27 protein-coding genes are annotated in these 24,812 nt (G+C 61.0%); 12 read left to right on the top strand and 15 right to left on the bottom strand.

Going from position 1 to position 24,812, the window contains the following annotated elements; translation table 11 throughout:
* Positions 1–77: 77 nt before the first annotated feature.
* Entirely contained in the window at positions 78–272 is a 195-nt protein-coding gene (locus tag BM026_RS13810) for a hypothetical protein (RefSeq protein ID WP_071489678.1), read from the bottom strand.
* Between the two features lie 224 nt (positions 273–496).
* The gene (locus BM026_RS13805) at positions 497–871 is read right to left on the bottom strand and encodes a hypothetical protein (protein WP_016980060.1); all 375 of its coding nucleotides are present in this window, start codon (positions 869–871) and stop codon (positions 497–499) included.
* Positions 872–1,027: 156 nt separating this feature from the next.
* On the opposite strand from BM026_RS13805, the gene BM026_RS13800 reads away from it, so the two are divergent.
* Entirely contained in the window at positions 1,028–1,846 is an 819-nt protein-coding gene (locus BM026_RS13800; protein ID WP_092249658.1) for a shikimate 5-dehydrogenase, read from the top strand.
* Between the two features lie 118 nt (positions 1,847–1,964).
* Here the strand turns inward: BM026_RS13800 and BM026_RS13795 are convergent, their stop codons facing one another.
* Positions 1,965–2,618, bottom strand: a complete 654-nt coding sequence (locus BM026_RS13795) for a YceH family protein (RefSeq protein ID WP_093513800.1) — start codon at positions 2,616–2,618, stop codon at positions 1,965–1,967.
* Between the two features lie 116 nt (positions 2,619–2,734).
* On the opposite strand from BM026_RS13795, the gene BM026_RS13790 reads away from it, so the two are divergent.
* Positions 2,735–3,244, top strand: a complete 510-nt coding sequence (locus BM026_RS13790; RefSeq protein WP_058425596.1) for a DUF1993 domain-containing protein — start codon at positions 2,735–2,737, stop codon at positions 3,242–3,244.
* 63 nt (positions 3,245–3,307) lie between these two features.
* Here BM026_RS13790 and sstT read toward each other — a convergent pair whose 3' ends face one another.
* Positions 3,308–4,528, bottom strand: a complete 1,221-nt coding sequence (gene sstT, locus BM026_RS13785) for a serine/threonine transporter SstT (protein WP_092249665.1) — start codon at positions 4,526–4,528, stop codon at positions 3,308–3,310.
* Between the two features lie 240 nt (positions 4,529–4,768).
* Between sstT and BM026_RS13780 the strand changes: the two genes are divergently transcribed.
* A complete protein-coding gene (locus BM026_RS13780; RefSeq protein ID WP_093528995.1) occupies positions 4,769–5,926 on the top strand; it encodes an MFS transporter in 1,158 nt (385 codons plus the stop codon).
* A 4-nt stretch (positions 5,927–5,930) separates the two neighbouring features.
* Here the strand turns inward: BM026_RS13780 and nhaR are convergent, their stop codons facing one another.
* Positions 5,931–6,833: a transcriptional activator NhaR gene (gene nhaR, locus BM026_RS13775; RefSeq protein ID WP_092249669.1), complete on the bottom strand. Its 903-nt coding sequence runs from the start codon at positions 6,831–6,833 to the stop codon at positions 5,931–5,933.
* Between the two features lie 134 nt (positions 6,834–6,967).
* On the opposite strand from nhaR, the gene BM026_RS13770 reads away from it, so the two are divergent.
* From BM026_RS13770 to mnmH, 4 genes are all read left to right on the top strand, one after another.
* Positions 6,968–7,219: a hypothetical protein gene (locus tag BM026_RS13770; RefSeq protein ID WP_093528992.1), complete on the top strand. Its 252-nt coding sequence runs from the start codon at positions 6,968–6,970 to the stop codon at positions 7,217–7,219.
* Positions 7,220–7,245: 26 nt separating this feature from the next.
* On the top strand, positions 7,246–7,998 hold the full coding sequence (locus tag BM026_RS13765; protein WP_092249671.1) for a TerC family protein: 753 nt from the start codon (positions 7,246–7,248) through the stop codon (positions 7,996–7,998).
* Positions 7,999–8,092: 94 nt separating this feature from the next.
* A complete protein-coding gene (gene selD, locus BM026_RS13760; protein ID WP_071489670.1) occupies positions 8,093–9,127 on the top strand; it encodes a selenide, water dikinase SelD in 1,035 nt (344 codons plus the stop codon).
* A complete protein-coding gene (mnmH, locus tag BM026_RS13755; RefSeq protein WP_093528989.1) occupies positions 9,127–10,230 on the top strand; it encodes a tRNA 2-selenouridine(34) synthase MnmH in 1,104 nt (367 codons plus the stop codon). Before selD ends, mnmH begins: the two co-directional genes overlap by 1 nt.
* On the opposite strand, the gene BM026_RS13750 is transcribed toward mnmH, so the two are convergent.
* Entirely contained in the window at positions 10,220–11,275 is a 1,056-nt protein-coding gene (locus tag BM026_RS13750; RefSeq protein WP_093529032.1) for a permease, read from the bottom strand. The genes mnmH and BM026_RS13750 overlap by 11 nt on opposite strands.
* 44 nt (positions 11,276–11,319) lie before the next feature.
* On the bottom strand, positions 11,320–12,021 hold the full coding sequence (locus BM026_RS13745) for a histidine phosphatase family protein (RefSeq protein WP_071489668.1): 702 nt from the start codon (positions 12,019–12,021) through the stop codon (positions 11,320–11,322).
* Between the two features lie 258 nt (positions 12,022–12,279).
* On the opposite strand from BM026_RS13745, the gene BM026_RS13740 reads away from it, so the two are divergent.
* The 4 genes from BM026_RS13740 to BM026_RS13725 all read left to right on the top strand — a co-directional run bounded on the left by BM026_RS13740 (position 12,280) and on the right by BM026_RS13725 (position 16,085).
* Positions 12,280–12,978, top strand: coding sequence for a glutathione S-transferase N-terminal domain-containing protein (locus BM026_RS13740; RefSeq protein ID WP_093529029.1), 699 nt, complete (start codon positions 12,280–12,282; stop codon positions 12,976–12,978).
* 3 nt (positions 12,979–12,981) lie between these two features.
* Positions 12,982–13,824: a PhzF family phenazine biosynthesis protein gene (locus BM026_RS13735; protein WP_093528986.1), complete on the top strand. Its 843-nt coding sequence runs from the start codon at positions 12,982–12,984 to the stop codon at positions 13,822–13,824.
* A gap of 117 nt (positions 13,825–13,941) precedes the next feature.
* Entirely contained in the window at positions 13,942–14,916 is a 975-nt protein-coding gene (gene hemB, locus BM026_RS13730) for a porphobilinogen synthase (protein ID WP_092249679.1), read from the top strand.
* A gap of 83 nt (positions 14,917–14,999) precedes the next feature.
* The gene (locus tag BM026_RS13725) at positions 15,000–16,085 is read left to right on the top strand and encodes a DUF1615 domain-containing protein (RefSeq protein ID WP_092249681.1); all 1,086 of its coding nucleotides are present in this window, start codon (positions 15,000–15,002) and stop codon (positions 16,083–16,085) included.
* A 44-nt stretch (positions 16,086–16,129) separates the two neighbouring features.
* On the opposite strand, the gene BM026_RS29375 is transcribed toward BM026_RS13725, so the two are convergent.
* The 4 genes from BM026_RS29375 to BM026_RS13710 form a co-directional block, all read right to left on the bottom strand.
* Complete coding sequence (locus tag BM026_RS29375; RefSeq protein WP_256575431.1) at positions 16,130–16,261, bottom strand: hypothetical protein; 132 nt, start codon at positions 16,259–16,261, stop codon at positions 16,130–16,132.
* A gap of 126 nt (positions 16,262–16,387) precedes the next feature.
* Positions 16,388–17,569 carry an acetyl-CoA C-acetyltransferase gene (locus BM026_RS13720; protein WP_093528983.1) on the bottom strand — a complete coding sequence of 394 codons (1,182 nt, stop codon included), beginning with the start codon at positions 17,567–17,569 and terminating at the stop codon, positions 16,388–16,390.
* An 11-nt stretch (positions 17,570–17,580) separates the two neighbouring features.
* Complete coding sequence (locus BM026_RS13715; protein ID WP_092249687.1) at positions 17,581–18,240, bottom strand: CoA transferase subunit B; 660 nt, start codon at positions 18,238–18,240, stop codon at positions 17,581–17,583.
* Between the two features lie 34 nt (positions 18,241–18,274).
* Positions 18,275–18,973 (bottom strand): CoA transferase subunit A, encoded by a 699-nt coding sequence (locus tag BM026_RS13710; protein ID WP_058425579.1) that lies wholly within the window; start codon positions 18,971–18,973, stop codon positions 18,275–18,277.
* Between the two features lie 133 nt (positions 18,974–19,106).
* Here BM026_RS13710 and BM026_RS13705 point away from each other — a divergent pair, with 133 nt between their 5' ends.
* A complete protein-coding gene (locus BM026_RS13705) occupies positions 19,107–20,012 on the top strand; it encodes a LysR family transcriptional regulator (RefSeq protein ID WP_071489662.1) in 906 nt (301 codons plus the stop codon).
* A gap of 61 nt (positions 20,013–20,073) precedes the next feature.
* Here the strand turns inward: BM026_RS13705 and BM026_RS13700 are convergent, their stop codons facing one another.
* The 4 genes from BM026_RS13700 to BM026_RS13685 form a co-directional block, all read right to left on the bottom strand.
* On the bottom strand, positions 20,074–20,403 hold the full coding sequence (locus BM026_RS13700) for a hypothetical protein (protein ID WP_025854475.1): 330 nt from the start codon (positions 20,401–20,403) through the stop codon (positions 20,074–20,076).
* Positions 20,404–20,881: 478 nt separating this feature from the next.
* Complete coding sequence (idi, locus tag BM026_RS13695; RefSeq protein WP_092249690.1) at positions 20,882–21,424, bottom strand: isopentenyl-diphosphate Delta-isomerase; 543 nt, start codon at positions 21,422–21,424, stop codon at positions 20,882–20,884.
* A gap of 40 nt (positions 21,425–21,464) precedes the next feature.
* Positions 21,465–22,259: a class I SAM-dependent methyltransferase gene (locus tag BM026_RS13690; RefSeq protein ID WP_092249693.1), complete on the bottom strand. Its 795-nt coding sequence runs from the start codon at positions 22,257–22,259 to the stop codon at positions 21,465–21,467.
* Complete coding sequence (locus BM026_RS13685; protein WP_092249696.1) at positions 22,256–24,481, bottom strand: cytochrome P450; 2,226 nt, start codon at positions 24,479–24,481, stop codon at positions 22,256–22,258. Before BM026_RS13685 ends, BM026_RS13690 begins: the two co-directional genes overlap by 4 nt.
* Positions 24,482–24,812: the final 331 nt, after the last annotated feature.

The raw sequence follows: 24,812 nt of genomic DNA, 5'->3' as shown, positions 1-24,812 counted from the left end.
GCTATGGGGGTCACTTTACGGGGCGGGCTGGCGCAGGAAAAATCACCCGTCTCGATAGTCGACATCGACGCGAGGCGTCAGTCCACGACCTGATCGAGCATGTTCACCACTTCCTGCTCACTGAGCAGCCCCTTGCGCACCAGGTTTTCCGCGAGCAACGCGAGGAACTTGGCGCTGCGGTGGCCTTCCAGGTGCTTGAGTTCCGTGAGGGCGCTGTAGACCTTGCTCGACGTACAGAGGCCGGCGGCGCGGTGCGGGTTTTGCGTGGGCATGGTCAGTCGTCCTTGTTGTTATGGGTGGACAGTCTCGATAGTGGGAGTGTTTCGTGACACAAACATGACAGCGCAAGGCCTGTTCGGGCAAGTAGACATTGGTGTTGATGATGTGCGATTGCGCGCAGGGCATTGTCCTCAGAGCGACCTTGACGCCATGAATCCGGACTTTCCAGGCAAAAAAAGGCCCCGCAATCACGCGAGGCCTGTTTCCGACGATGCGGTTACCAGCCGCGACCGTAGTAACCGTGGGGAGGGCCGTAGTAGCCGCGTGGTGGCCCGTAATAGCCACGCGGTGGGCCGTAATAGACCGGCGCCGGGCGGTAGTAAACCTGTTGCTGCACATACACCGGCGGTGGCGGTGCGTAATAAACCGGCGGCGGAGCGGCATATACCGGCTGCGGTTGCACATACACCGGCTGCTGCACATAGACCTCACGCGGTTGGCTGGCAACCACGGAGCCCACGACTGCAGCGCCGACTAAAGCACCCAATACAGCCGGGCCACCCCAACCACCACCGTGGGCGGAGGCTTGGCCTGCCATCGCGAGTGCGCCAACCAGCAAGGCGATCTTGGGGATTGTACGAATCATGGTCATTCCTCGGTTAGCCCCAGCGCTTGTGGTCTGCAATCAATAGACTCAAGTAATGTCGCGGGGATACTTTTAAGACAACGTATTTCTGAAAAACAGCACAGCCGCTAGGTAAAGGTTGTGTAAGGTCTGTACCGATTTGCTTACTCAAAGGAGTTACCCATGCAGATGCACCCAAACAAGGACACCCAACTGTGCATGTCGCTGTCGGCACGCCCCGGGAATTTCGGCCTGCGTTTTCATAACCATCTGTACGAACAGCTGGGCCTGAACTTCTACTATAAAGCCTTCAGCAGCCGGGATTTGCCCGGCGCGATCGGTGGTATCCGGGCGCTGGGGGTACGCGGTTGCGGGGTTTCCATGCCGTTCAAGGAAGCCGCCATTGCCTTGGTGGACGAGCTCGACGATTCGGTTCAAGCCATCGACTCCCTGAACACCATCGTCAACACCGATGGGCACCTCAAGGCCTACAACACCGACTACATCGCCATCGAACAGTTACTCAAGAAGCACGCGGTGCCAAAGGACTCGACCTTCGCCCTGCGTGGCAGCGGCGGCATGGCCAAGGCCGTGGCCAGTGCCTTGCGCGATGGTGGCTACGCCAAGGGCGTGATCGTGGCGCGCAACGAGACTGCGGGCCGGGCGCTGGCGCAGAACCTGGGGTACGAATGGCAGGCCGAGTTGGGAGAACTGCGCCCGCAGATGCTGATCAACGTGACGCCCATCGGCATGGCGGGAGGGCCTGAGGCAGATGCGTTGGCCTTCGATGCCGAAGCGGTGGATGTTGCCGAGACGATCTTCGATGTGGTGGCGATCCCCGCTGAAACGCCGTTGATCGTGCGTGGACGTGCCAAGGGTAAACGCGTGATTACCGGGCTCGAAGTGATTGCGATCCAGGCGCTTGAGCAGTTTGTGCTCTATACCGGGGTGCGACCGACGCCGGAGCAGTTCGCCAAAGCCGTGGCGTTCGCCCGAACCTGAAGAACCCTGAATATCATATGTGGGAGGGGGCTTGCCCCCGATAGCGGTAGCTCAACAATGAAATTATTGACTGGCACACCGTCATCGGGGGCAAGCCCCCTCCCACATTTTTTCCGCGTTACAGCGGTTCCAATTTGGCCAGCCGTTCTTCCAACAGTGCAATCCGCGCTTCGAGTTCTTCGATGCGTTCGACAGACACGCCACCGACACCCCCGCGCTCCATCGGATTGCCTCGCGCCGCGATAATCGCCTCGATATCCTGCGGATCGCCCAATGCATGGGTATAACGATCTTCGCGCTGGCCGGCCTGGCGCGGCACCAGCAACGCCAGTCCCCGCGCAATCAGGCGTTCCAGCTGGTGCACGACCTGCTCGGCATCTTCGAAATCGTGCATGCGCCCGCTGCGGGTCAGCAACTCATTGACGGTCTGCGGCCCGCGTAGAAACAGCAGCCCGGTCAGGATCACCTGGGCCGGCACCAGTTCCAGCGCCTTGTCCACGCGGTGTTCCCAGCGGTCGGCGCGGCTGCCCATCACCAGGCGGGTGAAACCCTGGCCTTCGAGTGCGCGCAAGCTCTGGCCGACCTGGCCCGGGCTCAGGTTCATGACCGGCTCGCGGCTGGTCTTCTGGTTGCAGGCCAGCACCAGGGCGTTGAGGGTCAAGGGGTAGGTTTCCGGGTTGGTCGCCTGTTTTTCGATGAGGCAGCCCAGGATGCGGATTTCCGTGCTGTTCAGGCGCGGCTCAGGGGTGTCGGTGTCGTGCTCGGCGGTCATCGCGCGTTCCCTATGCAGTGGAGGTCCTTAGCCTAATCCTGAAAAATTAAAAGACAAGCGCCCGGCATGTCTATAATCGCCGCTTGTTCAAACCGTGCCATAACCATGAGACTGCCATGACTATTTCCCTGTACGCCGCCTCCATCCCGGTCTTCAAGCAAATGCTCACCGCCCTGAGCGGTGTGTTGACCAAGGCCGAAGCCCATGCCAGCGCCAAGAACATCGAACCGAACGCCTTGCTGCAAGCGCGCCTGTTCCCGGACATGTTCCAACTGGTGCGCCAGGTGCAGATCGCCGTCGACTTCGCCAAGGGGGTTTCCGCGCGCCTTGCCGAGATCGAAGTGCCTAAGTACGAAGACAGCGAAGTGACCTTCGCCGACCTGCAAGCGCTGATCGCCAAGGTTTTGGCCTTTGTCGACACCATCACCCCGGAGCAGATCGACGGCAAGGAAGGTATCGAGATCGTCACTCGCCCTGGCACGCCGAAAGAGAAGCGCTTCAGCGGCCAGTCCTACCTGCTGACCTACGGCCTGCCGCAGTTCTTCTTCCACGTCACCACCGCTTACGCGCTGCTGCGCCATAACGGCGTGGAAGTGGGCAAGCGCGATTACATGGGCGCTTTCTAAGCACGCATAAAAAAACCGGGACGATTCCTAAAGGAACCGTCCCGGTTTTTTTGTGCGCGACTGTTAAGCCGGCTGTTCTTCCTTGCCCAGGCAAGCGGCGGCGGTGAACAGCACATCGGTGGACGAATTGAGCGCGGTTTCCGCCGAATCCTGCAACACACCGATGATGAAACCGACGGCCACCACCTGCATCGCAATCTCACTGGGAATGCCGAACAGGCTGCACGCCAGCGGAATCAGCAACAACGAACCGCCGGCCACGCCGGAAGCGCCGCACGCACAGATGGCCGCGACCACGCTGAGCAGTACCGCAGTGGGCAGGTCGACGGCAATGCCCAGGGTGTGCACGGCGGCCAGGGTCAGCACGGTGATGGTGATCGCCGCGCCGGCCATGTTGATGGTGGCACCGAGCGGGATCGACACCGAGTAGGTGTCTTCATGCAGGCCCAGGCGTTTGCTCAATGCGAGGTTCACCGGGATATTCGCTGCCGAACTGCGGGTGAAGAATGCGGTGATGCCGCTTTCGCGCAGGCACATCAGCACCAGCGGGTAGGGGTTGCGGCGCAGTTTCCAGAACACGATGGCCGGGTTGATCACCAGCGCCACGAACAGCATGCAGCCGATCAGCACCACCAGCAGGTGGGCGTAGCCGAGCAGGGCGCCGAAGCCGGAAGTGGCCAGGGTCGAGGCAACCAGGCCGAAAATGCCCAGCGGCGCAAAGCGGATCACCACGCGCACGATCAGGGTCACGCCGTTGGACAGGTCTTCCAGCACCGCCCGCGTGGTCGGCGCCGCGTGGCGAATGGCAATGCCCATGCCGATGGCCCACGCCAGGATGCCGATGAAGTTGGCATTCATCAGCGCGCTGATCGGGTTGTCCACCACGCTCAGCAACAGGCTCTGCAACACTTCGCCGATGCCGCCGGGCGCGGTCACCGCTGCGTCATGGGTCGCCAGCACCAGCGAAGAGGGGAACCACATGCTCGCAACTACCGCCACCACCGCGGCGGCAAAGGTGCCCAGCAGGTACAGGAACAGAATCGGCTTGATATGGGTTTCCTGGCCATGTTTATGGTTGGCGATGGATGCCATCACCAGCACAAACACCAGGATCGGTGCGACGGCCTTGAGTGCCGCGACGAATACCTTGCCGATGAACCCGGTTGCCTTGGCCGCCTCGGGCAACAGCAAGGCCAACAGGATGCCGGCGATCAGGCCGATGACGATTTGCGTGACCAGGCTGACGCGGGCCAGTCGTTGCAGGAGAGAGGGGGCAGCAGTCATAAACACTTGTCTCTGGTTTTTTTTAGGGCGCAGCTACTGACTCGGAAAGGGCTGTAGGACGCGGATCGCGAAGTCTAGCATGCTGTGGGAAAAGTCCATGGCGGTGCGGCATTGCCTCAACCGCTTGCCCAGGCCTTGGCCAAATCCGGACATACTCTGTTAAGATTCTGTCCTCTCATCTTTCCTCTCTGTCAGCGGGCCCTTCGGGCTGTCGTTGATGTCGTCGTTTCTGGAGTTTTCATGTTGTTTCCCATCCTGCTGCTGTCGGCCGCCGGCTTTACCGTGCTGACCACAGAGTTCGTGATCGTCGGCCTGTTGCCGTCCATCGCCCGCGACTTGAACGTCACTGTGTCCCAGGCCGGGCTGCTGGTGACCTTGTTCGCATTTACCGTGGCGGCGTTTGGTCCGTTTCTGACGGCGTACTGCGCACGTTTCCCACGCAAGCGCCTGTTTATCAGCATCCTGATCCTGTTCGGTGTGGCCAATACCGTGGCGGCCCTGGCACCGAATATCTGGGTGATGGCGCTGGCACGGTTGATCCCGGCGCTGGGTCTGCCAGTGTTCTGGGCCCTGGCCAGTGAAACCGCCGTGGACATCGTCGGCCCTGAGTTCGCTGGCCGAGCGATTGAAAAAATCGGCTTCGGTATTGTCTGTGCCACGGTGTTCGGCATTCCGGTGGGCACGCTGATTTCGGATATGTTCGGCTGGCGCAGCGCGTTTGCCATCCTCGCGGTGATCGCGCTGGCCAAGGCTTTGCTGCTGTTTATCTACCTGCCGGTGACCCAACCGAAGAACGATGAAGTGACGTTGCGCTCGCAGTTCAAGATCCTGCGCAACCCGCTGATGCAGGGGCATATCCTGCTGTCGATCCTGGTGTTCAGCGGCATGTTCACCGCCTACACCTACCTGGCGGACATCCTCGAGCGCCTGGCCGGGTTCGACGGTACGCTGGTGGGCTGGTGCCTGATGGGCTTCGGTGCGGTCGGTCTGATTGGCAATTCGCTGGGCGGGCGTGCGGTGGATCGTCACCCGTTGATCGCCTCCATGGTGTTTTGCGGCTTCATGATCGCAGGCATGGTGGCGCTGGTCCCGGCGATTCATTCGACCATCGGCCTGGCGGCGGCGATGGCCGTGTGGGGCGTGACCCAGGCGGCGATGTTCCTGGTCAGCCATGTGCGCCTGATGAAGGCTGCGCCCCATGCGCCGGCGTTTGCCGCGTCGCTGAACATCGCCGGGGCCAACCTGGGCATCGGCCTGGGCGCCATGGTAGGCGGGCACGTGATCGATACCCTCGGCCTGGGCAGCCTGGGCTTTGCGGCGTCCGGGTTTATCCTGGTGTCGATCCTGCTGGCGTTGTGGCTGATGACCTCCAGGCACCCGCTCGACTCCGGCGCCTGAGCCGTCAGGGCAGGGTGGTGAACAGCTCCCGCCGGGCGCCTTCGGTAATCGCCACGATGCCGGGGTGCTTGACCTTGCGCTCCACCGAGATCGCGTAGAAAGACTCGGTCACGGCCACGGTCTGGCCAATCAGCGCCACGCCGTACTGGCGCACCACCTCGTCGGCAATCACGCTGGGGGCGATAAAGATCCCGCTGCCGGATTGGCCGAATGCCTGCATCAAGGCGCTGTCGTCGAACTCGCCGATGATCTTCGGTTGAATCTGTTGTTCGGCAAACCAGCGCTGCAAACGGCTGCGTACCACGGTTTCCGCGCCCGGAATCAACAGCGGCGCGCCGTGCAGGCACTGTGGGAAATCCCCCCGGTGTTCGTCAGCCAACGCCTGGGTGGCGAAAAAACTGATGCCGCATTCGCCCAACTTCTGGCTGTAGCCTTTGATGTCCAGGTGCGTGGGCATGGGGCTGTCGGAAATCACCAGGTCAAGGCGCTGGATCGCCAGGTCGGCGAGCAGGCGTTCGAGTTTGTCCTCACGGCAGGTGATGCGGATCGGCTCGCTCAACTCCATGGTCGGTGCGATCAGCCGGTAGACGATGGACTTGGGCACCACGTCCGCCACGCCGACGCGGAACAGGATCTGCTGTTCGTCGGGCTGCGCGCGCAGCATGGCCTCCAGTTCATTACCGGTCTGGAACATCTGCTCGGCATAGGGCAGGGCCTGGCGCCCGGCTTCGGTCAGTTCCAGTTGGCGGCCGACCCGCTGAAACAGCGCGATACCGAAGGTTTGCTCGAGCAGGCTGATCTGCCCGCTGATGGTCTGGGGCGTGAGGTTCAACTGCTCGCACGCACGCACGATGCTGCCGGTCTTGGCCACCACCCAGAAGTAGTGCAGTTGTCGGTAATTGAGCATGGCAGTCTTAACTTCGTAAAAAACGAAGTATACGCGAGAAAAATACGAATTTTCCTGAACTGTTTGCCTGCATAGAATGCGTCGCTATCGCGGGGCCACTATTTGGACCCAAGGGTTCTAACGAGGAAGACATCATGAAACTCAATTCCCTGGGCGCGGCATCCTTGCTTGCGCTTTCATTGGTAGTGATCAGCGGTTGCGATCAGGTCGAGAAAAGCGCGCAGCAGGTACTGGGCAAGGCCACCGAATCGGCCAAGCAAGCCATCGATGACACCCACAAGGCTGCCGAACAGGCATTGAGTGAAGCGACCAACGGCCTGATCAACCCGCAGAAAAAGGATGGTCAGGAAGAGAACGAAACCGAATCGAACAGTAAAGAAGCCTAATTTCCGCTCAACGTCAGGACTGACCTATGGATTACCTTTTACAACTGGCCGCCAGCCCCACCGCCTGGATTGCCCTGGCAACCCTGATCGTGATGGAGATCGTGCTGGGCATCGATAACCTGATCTTCATCTCGATCCTCACCAACAAGTTGCCGGAGAAGCATCGGGCCAAGGCGCGACGCATCGGTATCAGCATGGCGTTGGTGTTGCGGTTGGGCCTGCTCAGCACCATCGCGTTCATCGTGCAGCTGACGGCGCCGGTGTTCGAAGTGTTCGGCCAGGCGTTCTCGTGGAAGGACATGATCCTGATCGCCGGTGGCCTGTTCCTGGTGTGGAAGGCCACCACCGAAATCCATCACAGCATGGACCCGGAGCCCGAAGAGAAGGAAACCAATGCTGGCAACGTTGTGGCTATCGGTTTTGCCGCGGCCATCGGGCAGATCCTGTTGCTCGACCTGGTGTTCTCCATCGACAGCATCATCACCGCCGTGGGCATGACCGAGCACTTGCCGATCATGATCATTGCCGTGGTGACCTCGGTGATCGTGATGCTGGTGGCGGCCGAACCGCTGGCCAAGTTCATCAACGACAACCCGACCGTGGTGATGCTGGCCCTGGGCTTCCTGATCATGATTGGCATGACCCTGATCGCCGAAGGCTTCGGCGCCCATGTACCGAAAGGCTACGTGTATGCGGCCATGGCGTTCTCGGCGGCTATCGAATGCTTGAACATTGCCCGGCGTAACCGCCACCAGCGTTTGCTCGCTGCCCGCCGGTAACCGCTGAAACCAAACGGCCGGCTGCGCTCAGATGAGCCCAGCCGGCTTTTTGCTGTCTGTTAGAATTCGCGCACTTGATAGCGTGAGGTCCTACATGAACGAGCCGATTCGTCTTACCCAGTACAGCCACGGCGCGGGGTGTGGCTGCAAGATATCGCCCCAGGTGCTGGAAGTGATCCTTGCCGGCAGCGGCGCACAGAACCTCGACCCCAAACTGTGGGTGGGCAACGCTTCGCGTGACGATGCGGCGGTGTACGCCATCGACGACGAGCGCGGCGTGGTCTCCACCACCGACTTTTTCATGCCGATTGTCGATGATCCCTTCGATTTCGGCCGGATTGCTGCCACCAATGCCATCAGTGATATCTACGCCATGGGTGGCGATCCGCTGATGGCCATCGCCATTCTGGGCTGGCCGGTGAACGTACTGGCGCCGGAGATTGCCCGCGAAGTGATCCGCGGCGGCCGCTCGGTGTGCGACGCAGCCGGGATTCCTCTGGCGGGCGGGCATTCCATCGACGCCCCGGAGCCGATCTTCGGCCTGGCCGTGACCGGCATCGTGCAAAAGCGCCATATGAAGCGCAACGACACAGCCACCGCCGGTTGCCGGTTGTATCTCACCAAGCCCATCGGCATCGGCATCCTCACCACCGCCGAGAAGAAGGGCAAATTGCGCGAGGCAGATATCGGCCTGGCCCGGGACTGGATGTGCACCCTGAACAAGCCCGGCAGCCGTTTCGGCAAGTTGGCGGGGGTGACCGCAATGACCGATGTCACCGGTTTCGGCTTGTTGGGCCACCTGGTGGAAATGGCTGACGGCAGCGGCCTGACGGCGCGCATTGAGTACAACAAGGTCCCACGCCTGGCCGGGATCGAGGACTACCTGGACCAGGGGTGCATGCCCGGCGGCACCTTGCGCAACTTCGACAGCTATTCGAGCAAGCTCGGACGCCTGCAGGAACTGCACAAGCGCGTGCTGTGCGACCCGCAGACCAGCGGCGGCCTGTTGATCGCCGTCACGCCCGAGGGCGACGCCGAATTCCACCGCATGGCGGCTGAACTGGGCCTGGTCCTGGAACCTATCGGCGAGCTGCTCGAGCGACAGACCCACGCGGTTGAGGTGATTTGATGGCAACCGATATCACCGACTACCGCGATATTTTCCTCAATGATCGGCCAATGATGGATACCCGCGCGCCGATCGAGTTCACCAAGGGCGCGTTCCCGGGGGTGATCAACCTGCCGCTGATGACCGACGACGAACGCCAGCGCGTCGGCACCTGCTACAAGCAGCAGGGCCAGCAGGCCGCCATCGTGCTCGGGCATGAGCTGGTGTCCGGCGCTATCAAGGCCGAGCGTATCGAGCAGTGGGCGCGGTTCGCCCAGGCCAACCCCGAGGGTTACCTCTACTGTTTCCGTGGCGGGCTGCGTTCGCAGATCGTGCAGCAATGGCTCAAGACCGAAGCCGGCATCGCGTATCCCCGTGTCGGTGGCGGTTACAAGGCCATGCGCACCTTTTTGCTGGAGACCGTCGAGCACGCCGCCACGCAGTGTGACTTCGTGCTGCTGGGCGGTATGACTGGCACCGGCAAGACCGAGGTGCTCGGCCAGTTGCGCAATGCCCTGGACCTGGAAGGTCATGCCAACCATCGCGGCTCCAGCTTCGGCAAACGCGCCACGGCGCAGCCGTCCAACATCGACTTCGAAAACCGCCTGGCCGTGGACCTGCTGAAAAAGCGTGCCGCGGGTATCGAGCAGTTCGTGGTCGAGGATGAGAGTCGCATGATCGGCAGTTGCGCGCTGCCGCTGGCGTTGCACAAGGGCATGCAGACGTTCCCGATGGTGTGGCTGCAGGACAGCGTAGAAGGGCGGGTCGAGCGCATCCTGCGCGACTATGTGGTGGACCTGTGCGCCGAATTTATCGAGGTGTTTGGCGACACCGGCCAGGCGCTGTTTGCCGAGCGCCTGACCCAGAGCCTGGGCAATATCCATAAACGCCTGGGCGGCGAACGCTTCCAGCGGTTGCAGGCGATCTTGCAGGCGGCCCTGGCGGAGCAGGCGCGCAGCGGTGATGTGGACCTGCATCGCGCCTGGATCGAAGGGCTTCTGCGCGAGTATTACGACCCGATGTACGCCTTCCAGCGCGAAAACAAAGGCGCACGGATCGAGTTCGTAGGGGAGCAGGGCGCCGTGGTGGAGTATTTGCGCGAGCGCGCCCTGATCAGAGGATAGCCGCGCCGATCAACCCACACAGTACCCCCACCAACATCGTCAACCCGGCCACCGTCACCAGCACCCGCGCATCGAAGTCCTTGCGCAGCATCAGCAGTGACGGCAGGCTCACACTCGGCAGGGTCATCAGCAAGGCCACGGCCGGGCCGGTGCCCATGCCCAGGGTCATCATGGTTTGTACGATGGGGATTTCGGCAGCGGTGGGAATCACGAACAACGTGCCGACAATCGCCAGAGGCACCAGCCATGCCAGGCTGTTGGCCATGGCGCCGTCGACATGGGGGAACAGCCACACCCGCGCGGCGCCCAGGATCAGCACTGCCAGGATGTACACCGGGATCGTGCTCCAGAACAACTGCCACAGGGTCCGCAGCCAACGGCCCAGGAACGGCTGGGACTCGACCACACTGACCTCGGCCACCGCGCCCAGAGCCGCTTCCGGCACCTGGTCCGGGCGGGCGATACGTTGCGCGATCAGGGACACGCCCACCACTAGCACAATGCCCGCCACCAGCCGCAATGCGGTGAAGCCCCAACCCAGCACGAAGCCCATGAACACCAGGGTCGCCGGGTTCAGCACGGGGTTGGCGATCCAGAACGCGAGTGCCGCGCCCACCGAGACCTGCTGCCGACGCATGCCCGCCGCGACCGGTGCCGCGCAGCAACTGCACATCATCCCCGGCAGGGCGAACAGCCCGCCCCGCAGGGTCGACCCCAGCCCGGCGCGGCCGAACAGGCGCAGCAGCCAGTCGCGGGGGATCAGCACTTGCAGGAGGGAGCCCAGGATCACCGCCAGCACAGCGGCTTTCCAGATCGCCAGGAAGTACACCTGGGCGTACGCCAGCGCGGCTGCCAGGGGCGAGCTTTGCTGATCGTTGAGAATCGAGGCGCCAATGCTGTGGTTATCGGCGGCGACGAAGGCCTTGAGGTAGTAAGGCGACCACTTCACGTAGTAGAGGCCGACGCAGGCGACCAGCAGGAACAGCGCTGGTTTCCACCAGAACGACCAGCCCCGGTTGGGCTGGGTGGAGGCGAGGTTGGGCATGGTGATGATCCGCAGGTGAGTCAATAGCGGCGCATCATACGCCCTCAGCTCTCGGCGCTCACCTGGGTAGGTTCAGGGCAGGTTTCTTCGCCGTTGTTCAGGCCCTGTTTATAGTTGCGGCTCAGCAACGAGGCCTTGCCGTTGTGCCAGGTCAGCGTCAGCACATACAGCGTGTCGTAGTCGCTGCCGGACCAGTCGTCGGTGATGGTGTGTTTTTCGCCGGACGCTTCGCTCGCCACCTTGTTGATCAGCTCCGGCAGATAGCCGTGGGACCAGGCGGTGTAGATGATGGAGTTGTGGTACTTGTCTTCCACCAGCTCGTCGGCGAGGGCACTGGTGTCATTCGCGGAAAACTTGATGTTCACCGGCAGGCCGAGCTTGATCGCGCTTGGGCTGATGGTCATCAGCGGGCGAATGTAGCTGTAGGAATTGTCCAGTTCGCCTTCCTCCACATTGCGTGTCGGGTTGGCGGCGAACACGAAATTGGCCTTGCCGAACTTCTCTGGCAAAACCGTGGCCAGGTTCATCGCCCGGTTGAGGCCCTGGCAATTGAGCTGGCCCAGGCCACCGGCGGGTTTTTCACCGTGGCGCAGGAACACCAGGGTTTGCACGCCGTCAACCTGGTCGGCGTTGCTGATCCGTGACTCCAGGCTAAGATCGATAGCGCCGCCAACCAACAAGAGCGGCAACAGGATGTATGAATAGCGTTTCAGTCGTTGCACAAGGCGCAGAGGCTTGATCGTCATTGTAAGTTCGAGTCTTCATGCGTCACGTTAAGGCAGACACGCCTGGCCACTATGACGCCGGGGGCGCCTGCGGTGTTCCCTGTCGAGATAGCGAGGTGCCTCCATTCACCGCTTGAGCTCATTTAAGAGTGCATGAGGGCGTATTGGTTCGCCCTCACGGCATAATAGCTGGCGGTTGTTGCGTATTGATGACCCATGCAGGACGCTCGCCGGATGACTATCATGGGGGCTTTCAGCACACACACACAGGGCTTCCCGATGAACCCACTCGCTGCTTTCCCGATCAACAGCAAATGGCCTGCCCAGCATCCAGAGCGCCTGCAACTGTATTCGCTGCCGACCCCCAACGGGGTAAAAGTGTCGATCATGCTCGAAGAGCTCTGCCTGCCTTATGAAGCGCACAAGGTCAGCTTCGAGACCCAGGACCAACTCTCTCCCGAGTTCCTGTCGCTGAACCCCAACAACAAGATCCCCGCGATCATCGACCCCAATGGCCCCAGCGGCCAGCCGCTGGCGTTGTTCGAGTCCGGCGCGATCCTGATCTACCTGGCGGAAAAAACCAGCCAGTTGCTCTCCGAGGACCCGGCGACACGTTATGAAACCATTCAATGGCTGATGTTCCAGATGGGCGGTATCGGCCCGATGTTCGGCCAGTTGGGCTTCTTCAACAAATTTGCCGGCAAGGCCTACGAAGACAAACGCCCGCGCGACCGTTACGCCGCCGAATCCCGGCGCCTGCTGGGCGTGCTGGAAAAACGCCTGCTGGGCCGTACGTGGATCATGGGCGACGAGTACAGCATCGCCGACATCGCCACCTTTCCGTGGATCCGCAACCTGATCGGCTTCTACGAGTCCGGTGACCTTGTAGGCATTGCCGACTTTCCCAATGTACTGCGCGCTCTGGACGGTTTCGTCGCACGGCCGGCGGTGATCCGTGGCCTTAATATTCCGAGTTGAAGCATGCCGACTTTCGATTTCAAACAGCTGGACGTGTTCAGCCGCGTGGCGCTCAAAGGCAACCCGCTGGCGGTGGTGTTTGGCGCCGACAGCCTGAGCGACCAACAGATGGCGGACTTCGCCAATTGGACCAACCTCAGTGAAACCACGTTTTTACTGACGCCGCGTGATCCTCGGGCTGACTACCGGGTGCGAATTTTCACCACCTTGACGGAGCTGCCTTTTGCTGGACACCCGACGCTCGGCAGTTGTTATGCCTGGCTGCAGGCAGGTGGTATTCCCAAGGGCGAGGAGATAATCCAGGAGTGCGAAATCGGCCTGGTGCGTATCCGTCGCCAAGGCGATGAACTGGCATTTATCGCGCCGCCGTTATTGCGCGCCGGTGCCGTGGACGCGCCGTTGCTGGAGCGCGTGCGCCTGGGCTTGGGCCTGGAGCCCGGGGCCATCGTGCGCAGCCAGTGGGTGGACAATGGCGCTGGCTGGCTCGCGGTAATGCTGGCAGACCGTGACCAGGTCCTGGCGTTGCAGCCGGACTATTCGCAACTGCTGGGGCTGGCCGTGGGCGTGATCGCCCCCTGTGACGGCGGGCGCGACGATGTGGACACGCAATTTGAGGTGCGTGCCTTTATCGCAGGCGATGGCGCGCAGGAAGACCCGGCCACCGGCAGCTTGAATGCGGGGCTTGCGCAATGGTTGCTCGGCGAGGGCCTGGCCCCCGAGCGCTATGTGGTCAGCCAGGGCACGGCAATTGGCCGGGCAGGGCGGATCTGCGTTGAGCGCCAGGGCACTGAAATATGGATGGGTGGCGCCGTGTCGGTGTGCATCGACGGGCGTGTACAGCTTTAGATCAATAAATTATTACCGCCCCCGCAATACACTATTGGCCCCTCGGCGTTTGTGCTGCCGGGGCCTGGGGGCATAAGCTTTCGCCCCAAAGATTTTCTGCCTTGCAATAGGACCACCATGACCAGCCAGTTCCCCCAAGCCCGCCCACGCCGCCTGCGCCGCTCCCCGGAGCTGCGTGGCCTGTTCCAGGAAAGCGAATTCACCCTCAACGACCTGGTGCTGCCGATCTTCGTCGAAGAAGAAATCGACGACTTCGTGCCAATCACCAGCATGCCGGGCGTGCAGCGCATCCCTGAGAAGAAACTGGCCGGCGAGATCGAGCGCTATGCCCGTGCCGGCATCAAGTCGGTGATGACCTTCGGCGTGTCCCACCACCTGGATGCCAGCGGCAGCGACACCTGGAAGGAACGCGGCCTGGTCTCGCGCATGTCGTCGATCATCAAGGACGCTGTGCCGGAAATGATCGTGATGTCCGACACCTGCTTCTGCGAATACACCGACCATGGCCACTGCGGTGTGATGCACGGCGCCCATGTCGACAACGACGCGACGCTGGTCAACCTCGGCAAGCAGGCCGTGGCCGCCGCGCGTGCCGGTGCCGATGTCATTGCCCCTTCGGCGGCGATGGACGGCCAGGTCCAGGCGATCCGCCGCGCCCTGGATGATGCGGGCTTCACCCATATCCCGATCATGGCTTACTCGACCAAATTCGCCTCGGCCCTCTACGGACCGTTCCGCGAAGCCGGCGGCAGTGCGCTCAAGGGCGACCGCAAGAGCTACCAGATGAACCCGATGAACCGCCGCGAAGCCGTACGCGAATCGCTGCTGGATGAACAGGAAGGCGCGGATGCGCTGATGGTCAAGCCGGCCGGTGCCTACCTCGACATCATCCGCGACATCCGCGAAGCCTCGCGCCTGCCGGTGGCGGCGTACCAGGTCAGCGGCGAGTACGCGATGATCAAGTTCGGCGCCCAGGCCGGGGCGATTGATGAGGACCGTGTGGTGCGTGAAACCTTGGGCTCGATCAAGCGCGCGGGTGCGGACTTGATCTTCACCTACTTCGCGATGGACCTGGCGTTGGCGGGGATCTAGAACCACAACAGGTAAAATGTGGGAGGGGGCTTGCGCCCTCCCACATCAACAATGCCCGGCCCATCGTCGCCCAAGGAAGCCCCATGTATTCAAGCCGCCTGATCCTGTGCCTTGCCACTTTGCTGGTACTGGCCGGTTGCTCTACCACGCGCAACCCGCAACAGCCGCAGCGCAGCGAGGCCGAGGTGAAAGCGCAGATCGTGCGCCTGCTGCCGGCCAAGGTGGCTGACCGCGAGGGCTGGGCCCAGGACATCTACACGGCCTTTGACACCCAGAACATCTACCCCAGCACGGAAAATATCTGCGCCGTGCTGGCGGTGACCGAGCAGGAGTCGACCTATCAGGTCGACCCACCGGTGCCAGACATGGGCAAGATCGCCCAGGATGAAATCCTGCGGCGTGCCGGCAAAGTCCATGTGCCGGCGTTTGTCGTGCGCAGCGCCCTGCAACTGCGTTCGCCCAGCGGCAAGACCTACGCCGACCGCCTCAATGCTGCGCGCACGGAGAAGGACCTGAGTGGCATCTTCGATGACTTCATCAGCATGGTGCCCCTGGGCAACACGTTGTTTGGTGGTTTCAACCCGGTGCATACCGCAGGCCCGATGCAGGTGAGTATCGACTTTGCGCAGAAGCAGGCGCGGGGTTATCCCTACACGGTGGATGGCACAATTCGTCGCGAAGTCTTCACCCGTCGTGGCGGCATGTACTTCGGCATCGCGCACTTGCTGGGTTACCCGGTGAGCTACGATCGGCCGCTGTATCGCTTTGCCGATTTCAATGCCGGGTGGTACGCCAGCCGTAATGCCGCGTTCCAGGCTGCCGTCAGCCGTGCTTCGGGCACCGAGCTGGCCCTGGACGGAGATCTGATTCGCTACGGCTCGCTGCTGCCCGGCACCACCGAGCTGGCGGTGCGTTCATTGGGGGCCAGGCTGGACATGCGCAACCCCAGCATCCGCAGTCAGCTGGAGCAGGGCGAGCAATTGGATTTCGAGAACACCACCCTCTACAAGCGCGTATTTGCCCTGGCCGACAAGGCCGCCGGCAAGCCGATGCCACGGGCCATCCTGCCGGGCATCGTGCTCAAGAGCCCCAAGATCACCCGTAACCTGACCACGGCGTGGTTTGCCCAGCGGGTCGACGAGCGTTATCAGCGCTGCCTGAAGCGCTGATCAGCGTTGAGGTGAGCAAGCCCGCTCGCCACAGGTTCGCACCATCAGAGGAACGAGCTTTGTTCGCCGTTGATCGCCCGTGCGCGGGACTGATCCTTGGGTGAGCAGCCTGCCACGGCCAGGGCTGCCAGCAGGAACAGGAGATAGGATTTTGGCTTGCCGTCCAGATGGCGCATTGCGGTTCCTTGGGAGGTATGGGGGAATTTGACGGCGATTAAAGCGGTGCCGCAGACGCGAGGTTGAAGGGTAAAGAAAAGGCCTGGTTTTCGTGGAACCAGGCCCTTTCCATGTTGCTCTTTGAATCAGTTGCGTTCGAGCGCCAGGGCTACCCCCTGGCCGCCACCGATGCACAGCGTCGCCAGGCCTTTCTTGGCATCACGCTTGATCATTTCATGCAGCAGCGTCACCAGCACGCGGCAGCCCGAGGCGCCAATCGGGTGGCCGATGGCGATGGCGCCGCCGTTGACGTTGACCTTGTCGGCGTCCCATTCCAGCTCTTTGCCCACCGCCAGGGATTGCGCGGCGAAGGCTTCGTTGGCTTCGATCAGGTCCAGGTCGCCCAGGCTCCAACCGGCTTTGTCCAGGCAGCGGCGGGTGGCCGACACCGGGCCGATGCCCATGATCGCCGGGTCGACGCCGGCGTTGGCGTAGCTGGCAATGCGCGCCAGCACTGGCAGGCCGAGGGCCTTGGCCTTGTCGGCGTTCATCAGCAGCACCGCGGCGGCGCCGTCGTTGAGACTGGAGGCGTTGCCGGCGGTGACGCCGCCGTCTTTCTTGAACGCCGGTTTCAGCTTGCCCAGGGATTCGGCGGTGGTGCCGGCGCGGGGTTGTTCATCGACGGCGAAGGCCACCGGGTCGCCTTTGCGCTGGGGGATCAGGATCGGTGTGATCTCATCGACAAAGCGGCCCGCTTCAATAGCAGCGGCGGCTTTTTGCTGGGATGCGGCGGCGAACGCGTCCTGGGCTTCGCGGCTGATGCCGTACTTGTCCACCAGGTTCTCGGCGGTGATGCCCATGTGGTAGTCGTTGAACGCGTCCCACAGGCCATCGGTGATCATGCTGTCGATCATTTTGGCATGGCCCATGCGCAAACCGGTGCGCGCGGCGGGCAGTACGTACGGAGCCAGGCTCATGTTCTCCATGCCGCCGGCGATGATCACGTCGGCGTCACCGCAACGGATGGCCTGGGCGCCCAGGTGCAGGGCCTTGAGGCCCGAGCCGCAAACCTTGTTCAAGGTCAGGCTGGGCACCGCGTGGGGCAGGCCGGCCAGGATCGACGCCTGGCGCGCCGGGTTCTGGCCTGAGCCTGCGGTGAGGACCTGGCCGAGGATCACTTCATCCACTTCGGCCGGGTCCAGGCCGGTCTGCTCCAGCAGGCGACGGATCACGGCGGCGCCCAGTTCCGGTGCCGGAATGTTCGCCAGCGAACCCTGGAAGCTGCCCACGGCGGTACGGGTGGCAGCAACAATCACGACGTCTTGCATGGAATCTGTCCTCACTGGAAGTGCATTTCTGGAACGTGGTCCGGGACGATCAGTTTACCGGCGGTCTTGCGTACAATCTCTTCAACGCTGACGCCAGGTGCGCGTTCCTTGAGGACAAAAGCGCCATTTTCGATTTCCAGGTACGCCAGGTCCGTCAGTACACGCTTGATGCAGTTGGCGCCGGTCAGCGGCAGGCTGCATTGGCTGAGCAACTTGGACTCACCGTCCTTGGACGCGTGGGTCATGATCACGATGATGTTTTCCGCACCGGCCACCAGGTCCATGGCGCCGCCCATGCCTTTGACCAGCTTGCCGGGGATCATCCACGAAGCGATGTTGCCTTGTACGTCGACTTCAAAGGCACCGAGCACTGTAAGGTCGACGTGGCCGCCACGAATCATCGCGAACGACTCGGCGGACGAGAAGATCGACGCGCCGATACGCGCGGTCACGGTCTGCTTGCCGGCGTTGATCATGTCGGCGTCGATGGTGTCTTCGGTCGGAAACGGGCCCATGCCGAGCAGGCCGTTTTCCGATTGCAGCATCACTTCCATGCCTTCCGGAATGTAGTTGGCCACCAGGGTCGGAATGCCGATGCCCAGGTTGACGTAGAAACCGTCCTGCATTTCGCGGGCGACGCGTTGAGCCATTTGTTCGCGGGTAAGAGCCATTTTATGTGTCCTTATTGTTCGGGCTGGGGGCGGATTATTTGCGTACGGTGCGCTGTTCGATGCGCTTCTCGAACGTGCCGCAGATGATCCGGTCGACGTAGATGCCAGGGGTGTGGATCTGCGCCGGGTCCAGCTCGCCCGGTTCGACGATTTCTTCGACTTCGACCACGGTGATCTTGCCGGCGGTGGCAGCCAGCGGATTGAAGTTCTGGGCGGTGTGGCGGTAGATGACGTTGCCGAAGTGGTCGGCTTTCCAGCCTTTGACGATGGCGAAGTCGCCGGTGATGGATTCTTCCATCAGGTACGGACGACCATTGAATTCACGGGTTTCCTTGCCTTCGGCGACCGGAGTGCCAACACCGGTGGCGGTGAAGAAGGCCGGGATGCCGGCGCCGCCCGCACGCATTTTTTCGGCCAGGGTGCCCTGGGGGGTCAGCACCACTTCGATTTCGCCGCTGAGCAACTGCTTCTCGAACAGGGCGTTTTCACCCACGTAGGAAGCGATCACCTTGCTGATCTGCTTCTGCTCCAGCAGCACGCCCAGGCCGAAGCCGTCGACGCCGCAGTTGTTGGATACCACGGTGAGGTCGCGGGTGCCTTTGCGCTTGATCTCGGCAATGAGGTTTTCCGGAATGCCGCACAGGCCAAAACCGCCGGAGAGTACGGTCATGCCGTCTTCCAGGCCCGCCAGTGCTTCCTCGTAGGACGCCACGCGTTTATCGAAACCTGCCATATGCACCTCTTTTATTGTTTGTGGGCCAGCCAATGAACCGAGTGTTGCTCCGACGGATTGATTTGTTAAGTTGTTTTTTAAGGTTGATTGATTTAAAAAACAGCATAGTCGCCTGGCCATTTGGAGTAGCGTCATGACAGTTAAACAGATGCGCGCGTTTCTCGCCGTGGCCCAGAGCCTGAGTTTCGCCGCCGCCTGCGAACGCCTGCACCTTTCCCAGTCGGCACTGAGCTTGACCATCAAGGGCCTGGAAGAAGGCCTGGGCGGGCGTCTGTTCAGCCGTAATACGCGCAACGTCGCGTTGACACCCGAGGGGGAATCCCTGCTGCCTTTGGCGCGCCGCTTGATTGCCGACTGGGACAACACCGAGGACGAACTACGTCAGCGCTTTACCCTGCAACGCGGGCGGGTCACGGTGGCGGCGATGCCATCGTTCGCGGGCAACTTGCTACCGCCGATCCTGAAGATATTCCGCGCGCGTTACCCTCAGGTGAATGTCACCGTGCACGACTTGATCAACGAGCAGGTGCTGGAAATGGTGCGCGACCGCCAGGTGGAGCTGGGCGTGGCGTTCGAGCCTTCAGACGGTTCGTCGCTGGCGTTCACGCCGTTGTACCTGGATCGCTTCATTGCCGTGGTGCCGGGGGATTCGCCGTTGGTCGAGCTTGATGAAATCGACTGGAAAACCTTGCTGGAGCAGCCGTTCATCACGTTGCAGCGACCTTCGACGGTGCGGGTGATGCTGGAGGAGCATCTGGGGGCGCGGCAGATGAAGTTGCCGGTGGCGCTGGAAAGCCATCAACTGGCGACTGTAGGCAAGATGGTAGCGACGGGGTTGGGTGTCAGCGCCGTCCCCGCATTGTGCGCGCGGCAGATGGAGGAGGCGGGGGCTCATTGCATCACCTTGACCGATCCTGTCATTGAACGACCGATTGGGGTGCTGACCAAACCCGGCCATGAACTCTCGGCGGCAGCGCAGGTGTTGTTTGATATCTTTTGCGACGAAGCGAAGAAGGGACGATTTCCCGCAGTGTTGTAGAGCCGAAATTAAAAAGCCCGCTCGAATCAACAAGCGGGCTTAAATGTTTAATGCGGTGTTATCAGCAGTATCTATCAATCACTTTAACTTGCGATTGGCCCTTGAGATTCTGCCATTCGGTATTAAGTGTGTGGAAGACCTGCTCGATAAAGTTGCGATCGGCGGCTGCTTTCTTGCCGACATAACCCTGGCCACGGCGGTACATCTTCAGGCGCGCCGCCAGTTCACGGTTATTGCGGTCGAACTCAGCTTCTTCGGTGTGGGGCGCCAGGCAGTCAATTTGCACTTCGCCCGATTTGCCAATCCACAGGATATGGTCGTCGAGTGTGTCTTTCTGCGCTGCGAACATCTCAGCCAATTCATCGATAGTTGGTTGGTTGTTCAGATTCATGTGTAAGCCCCTTGACCAGTTGGCGATCTATCAGTTGGTTCGTTAATACTTCGTAAGTTGTCTCCGGTTGCGAAAACCGGGCGTCAGCGACGGTCTGCCGAATACGGGCAGGGTCTTGAACCTGATGCATGTAGTCTTGCTGATGAACTGCTACGCAATGCATTCATAACGAAGACAAGCCGCATTTGAGCGCCTTGTACCGAGCCCTTAGGGCCGGTCAGCTTCATCAATCTGCCTTGTGGGCAGTGCACATCCGGAAAAAACAGCTCGGCGGTCAGACGAGCTTGTTCAAAACGCTTGTTGCCAACGCTCCCGATCCGGGAGACGTCTCGATAATGCAAGGACAAAATGGTTACGTCAACGCTTATGTAGTGATTATTTTTGATCACTACATAAATTGCCGTGGGGACGGGAGAATCCGGGAAAACGTGACTTGGGCGTCATTTTCTGGCGTGTCGGGTCGTTGAGCTTGCCATCATCATTCCTGCACTGTAGGTGTATCGAACGAAGGGTGCTTTGACAGAAGATGAAGCCACTCCATTTGGAACCAGGGTGTGAATTGCGCTGGGGATTCTGAAAGCCGGGCGGAGATTTCAGCGCGAGTCCACCATTTGATCTCACTGATTTCTTCTGCATCCGGGATGACCGCCGCGTCAGACTGAGCAACCAGTACATGACAAAACTCGTGCTCCGCACCGATCGAACCATAGCGAGCATGATATTCAAAACTGTACAGAAACCGGCACGAGGCAGAAATGCCCAGTTCTTCGCGCAGACGACGAGATGCGGCATCCGTAACCGTTTCGCCGGGTGCCGGATGGCTGCAGCAGGCATTCGACCAGAAACCTGGCCAAAGCATTTTACCGGCAGCACGACGTTGAAGTAGATGACGCCCGGCGCTGTCGATCAGATGGACCGAAAAGGCGCGATGAAGCTGACCCGCTCCCAGGTGTGCGGCACGTTTGTCACACACACCGACTTGCACGTCTTGTGCGTCAACTAACACTACAAGATCGATCATTCTGAGTTTCCTCCGGTGCAATGTACGGCGCTCCGCCGTTCTACTCACGTTCAGGGGCTTGTCCCCAGGCGCTGACAAATGTCAATGCAGTGTCGGTGAATGTTGGATCGGCGCGCAGCTGGGTCATTGCTTCCAGGTCATCCTGGGTGAGTAACCCAAGTTTCAGCAGCGCCGGCCCAGCCTGTAGGGTAGTTGAGGCCCAGAATGTATCGGCGGGGCTGTTGTCGCCGATTCGGCCCTCAAAGAGGCGATGCTCTACGTTGGTGAGTCCCCTGTCACGCAATCGGGCAGGGAGCGTATCGGCCCAGAGCATGTCGGAACCAATGGACTTTGTCAGAAGTGTGATTCCGGCTTGGGCGACCTTTCGGAACAATGGGTGCGAGGTTTTCAAGCTCGGCTGCAGGCTCACGTCCTCGATCACCAACCAGCCACCAGGACGAAGCCAGGTGATGGCGCGCGTCAATATGTCTTCCCGTTGGGGGAGGTGGCACAGGAGCGCCCTGGCGTGTACCACATCAAAAGAGGCCACAGGAAAGTCATCGGTGACGGCATTGTGGGTAAGCACCTTTATGCCGGGAATATCGGTGAGGAATCGGGTATCGATATCGGTCGCCGTGACTGCCGCGTCAGGGTATCGCTGGGTCAGCCAGCCAGTGAACGAACCCGCACCGGCGCCGAGTTCAAGGATGTCAGGCTTGCACGGAAGGTTGAGCAGGTCGAAAACCGTTTGGCTTTGTGGGTCAAAGGCGCATTCGAGCGTGCGCAGGCGTACCAATTGGCCGGCGTGCTGGTCGCCGAGATAGCTGTCGGTGTAGCCGGGGGCGGCAGTGGTCATAGAACAACCTCCAGTCGGTCGGGGCAACGGTTCAGGAAACCTTGTTCCGAGGGCTGGAACCCTGGCGCCCAGCGCACGTCTGGAAAGGTCTGTAGCAGCATGCGAGCGCCGAGCGTGATTTCCATCCGCGCCAGCATGGATCCCAGGCAGAAGTGACGCCCTGCGCCAAACGCGAAATGATTTGTTGCCTGATCGGTGCGCGACAAGCTGAAGGTATCCGGGTCGGTGTATTGAGCCGGATCACGGTTGGCCGACCCGATCAGGCAGGCCAGGGTCGCACCAGAAGGAATCGTTCCCGACGGCAGCTGCAGCGCTTCGCGGGCCTCGCGGAGTACGAGTTGCAAAGGAGGATTGCGTCGCAAGGTTTCGGTGAGCGCAGTGTCCATCAAGTCGGGATCAGCCATCACGGCGTCTTTGACGCCGGGTTCGCTCAGCAGGTTGACAATGAGATTCGCCAGTGCGCCGTGACTGGTCTCGCTACCTGCAGTCATCAGAATTGCGCAGTAAGCCCGGACGAAGGTTTCGGGCAATGGTTGGCCGTCAATCTCTGCCGCTAGGAGCTGCGAGATCAAATCATCTGCAGGTTTAGCGCGGCGGGCGTCGATGTGTGGCTGGATGAAATCGTAGAAATCGTCTCGGTTGGACAACCCTCCGGTTAACTGGGCCGGGTCCTGTCGATAGTTGCCCATGTAAGCAAAGCCGATCGCGCACCAGCGCTTCAGCCGCGCTACCTCCTCGCTGGTGTCAGCCGGCAGGCCCAGTGCGTGAGCCATCACCCGCACTGGCAGTGCTGCGGTGAAGTCGGCGATAAGGTCCACCTGGGTACGGCCATGCATGCGTGCCAGCAGGTCAGAGGTGACCGAGATGATGGATGCTTCAAGCGAGGCAAGGGCTTGGCTGCGAAACGATGGGCTGAGCAGTGCACGGTGCTGAGCGTGTTCACAGCCGTCCATCGCCACGAGAGTGTGCCCCAGCAGCGGCCCAATCTGCCAGGTGTAGTTATTGTTGCTGGCTTGCGGATGCGTCAATGCAGCTTTGACATCCACATACCGGCTGACCAGCCATACGTCCGTGGGCTCGTCGTAGGTGATCGGTAGAGTGGTACGTAAACGTTCATACAAGGGATAGGGGTCGATTTCGAACTGCCTGGATTTCAGCGTTGGTGGCGTGAGTGTCAGGTCCACTGTCCGGTTGGCCTGCGTTGTAGTGCCGGTGGTGTGCAGGTGGTAGCGAGAAACGGTCTGGTGCCAGTCACCCGCTGCCCGTACAACCTGTCGCAGCCGGTCCGGCTCGGTTGCGGCGGATGGCAGGTGATTGGCTGGCCGAGCGGCGACAGCCGTGAACGCCGCGACCGCGTTGACCACCATCTGATGTGCAGATTCGATCGCGGCAGGCCATTCCATGCCTGCGGTGTCCGCCAGTATCGATACCAGGTTGAAGTGCTCACCACACACCACATCTTTGGCAATCGAATGGATATCGTTCGTCCAGGCGATGATATCGGCACTGTGTTCGCGCAGTGTGTTCCACCATTCGACGTCCGCTGAATGCTGGTAGGGATCGAGCGTTTCGGCGGCATCTATCAGATCAAAAAAGAACAGTGCACCGAACGAATCTCGGCGCAATGGCAGATATTCGGCCAGCGCGAGCACCGCGTCGGTTTCGCGCATTCGCACTAGCGTCACCTGGGCGCGCAGATGTCGGATCAGGTGCTGCGTGAGCCGTTGCCGCCAACCGTCGCTACCCCAGTGTCTGGTTCGTGGCCACAGATCGTTGGCCAGGACAGCCAGCATCGGATCATCAAAACAACTCATTTCACTGAGGGGATGCGTGCCATCGTTCTCGGTCACTGCCTGCACTGCGGTGACGAATCGCTCCAATTCACCGTTTTCCGCCCATGGCCCGTCGTCAATCCGATCATCCAGCGTGAGCGCCCACAGATACCAGCACACCAGCGTCTCGGCTCGGTGTGTGGGGGCTTTTCCGCACAACGCCATCCCCAACTCGAGCAGCGGCGTGGTGCTTAACCTATGCGCACCGCGTCGACCGATCAAGCCATGTTGCTGTGCCCAAGCGAGAGCGTGCGCCTTTAACTGATCGTTGTCGGAACGTGGTGGCGGACCGGCAAAAGGAAGCCGAATCTCTGGAATGATCAGTGATGTCGGTGGTAAATGACGGCCGTGGCGGACACGGGGGCCGCCTTCGCGGTGTACCGTTGGCATGGTGCTCTACCTTGAATTAAGTTTTTATAAGGAACATTTGACGGCAACACCTGAGCGGTTCCGTTTTCTGCGAAATGGAAGGCTTGGAGGGTGTTTCTGAGCCACTGGAGCGGTCAGCGCGTGTTTGGAGGTTGGGGGATCGTTCGTTGGCGGGGGGGGGTGTAAGGCGTTCGAGATTGAGCCATGGCCTGGAGTATCAGCCATAGAACGTCCCCGTGTTATATACGCAAAAAACTCCATTGTTCGGCCAGCCCGGCTATTCAGACCGCCTGACTTTACTGGAGGACGAAACGCTCAAGATGTAGGAGTTAACTGTGGTCAGCACAGGAAA

This window comes from Pseudomonas sp. NFPP24 (assembly GCF_900112095.1).
Lineage (GTDB): Bacteria > Pseudomonadota > Gammaproteobacteria > Pseudomonadales > Pseudomonadaceae > Aquipseudomonas > Aquipseudomonas extremorientalis.
The sequence above is the reverse complement of the archived record's forward strand: the minus strand, read 5'-3'. Positions and strand labels throughout refer to the sequence as shown.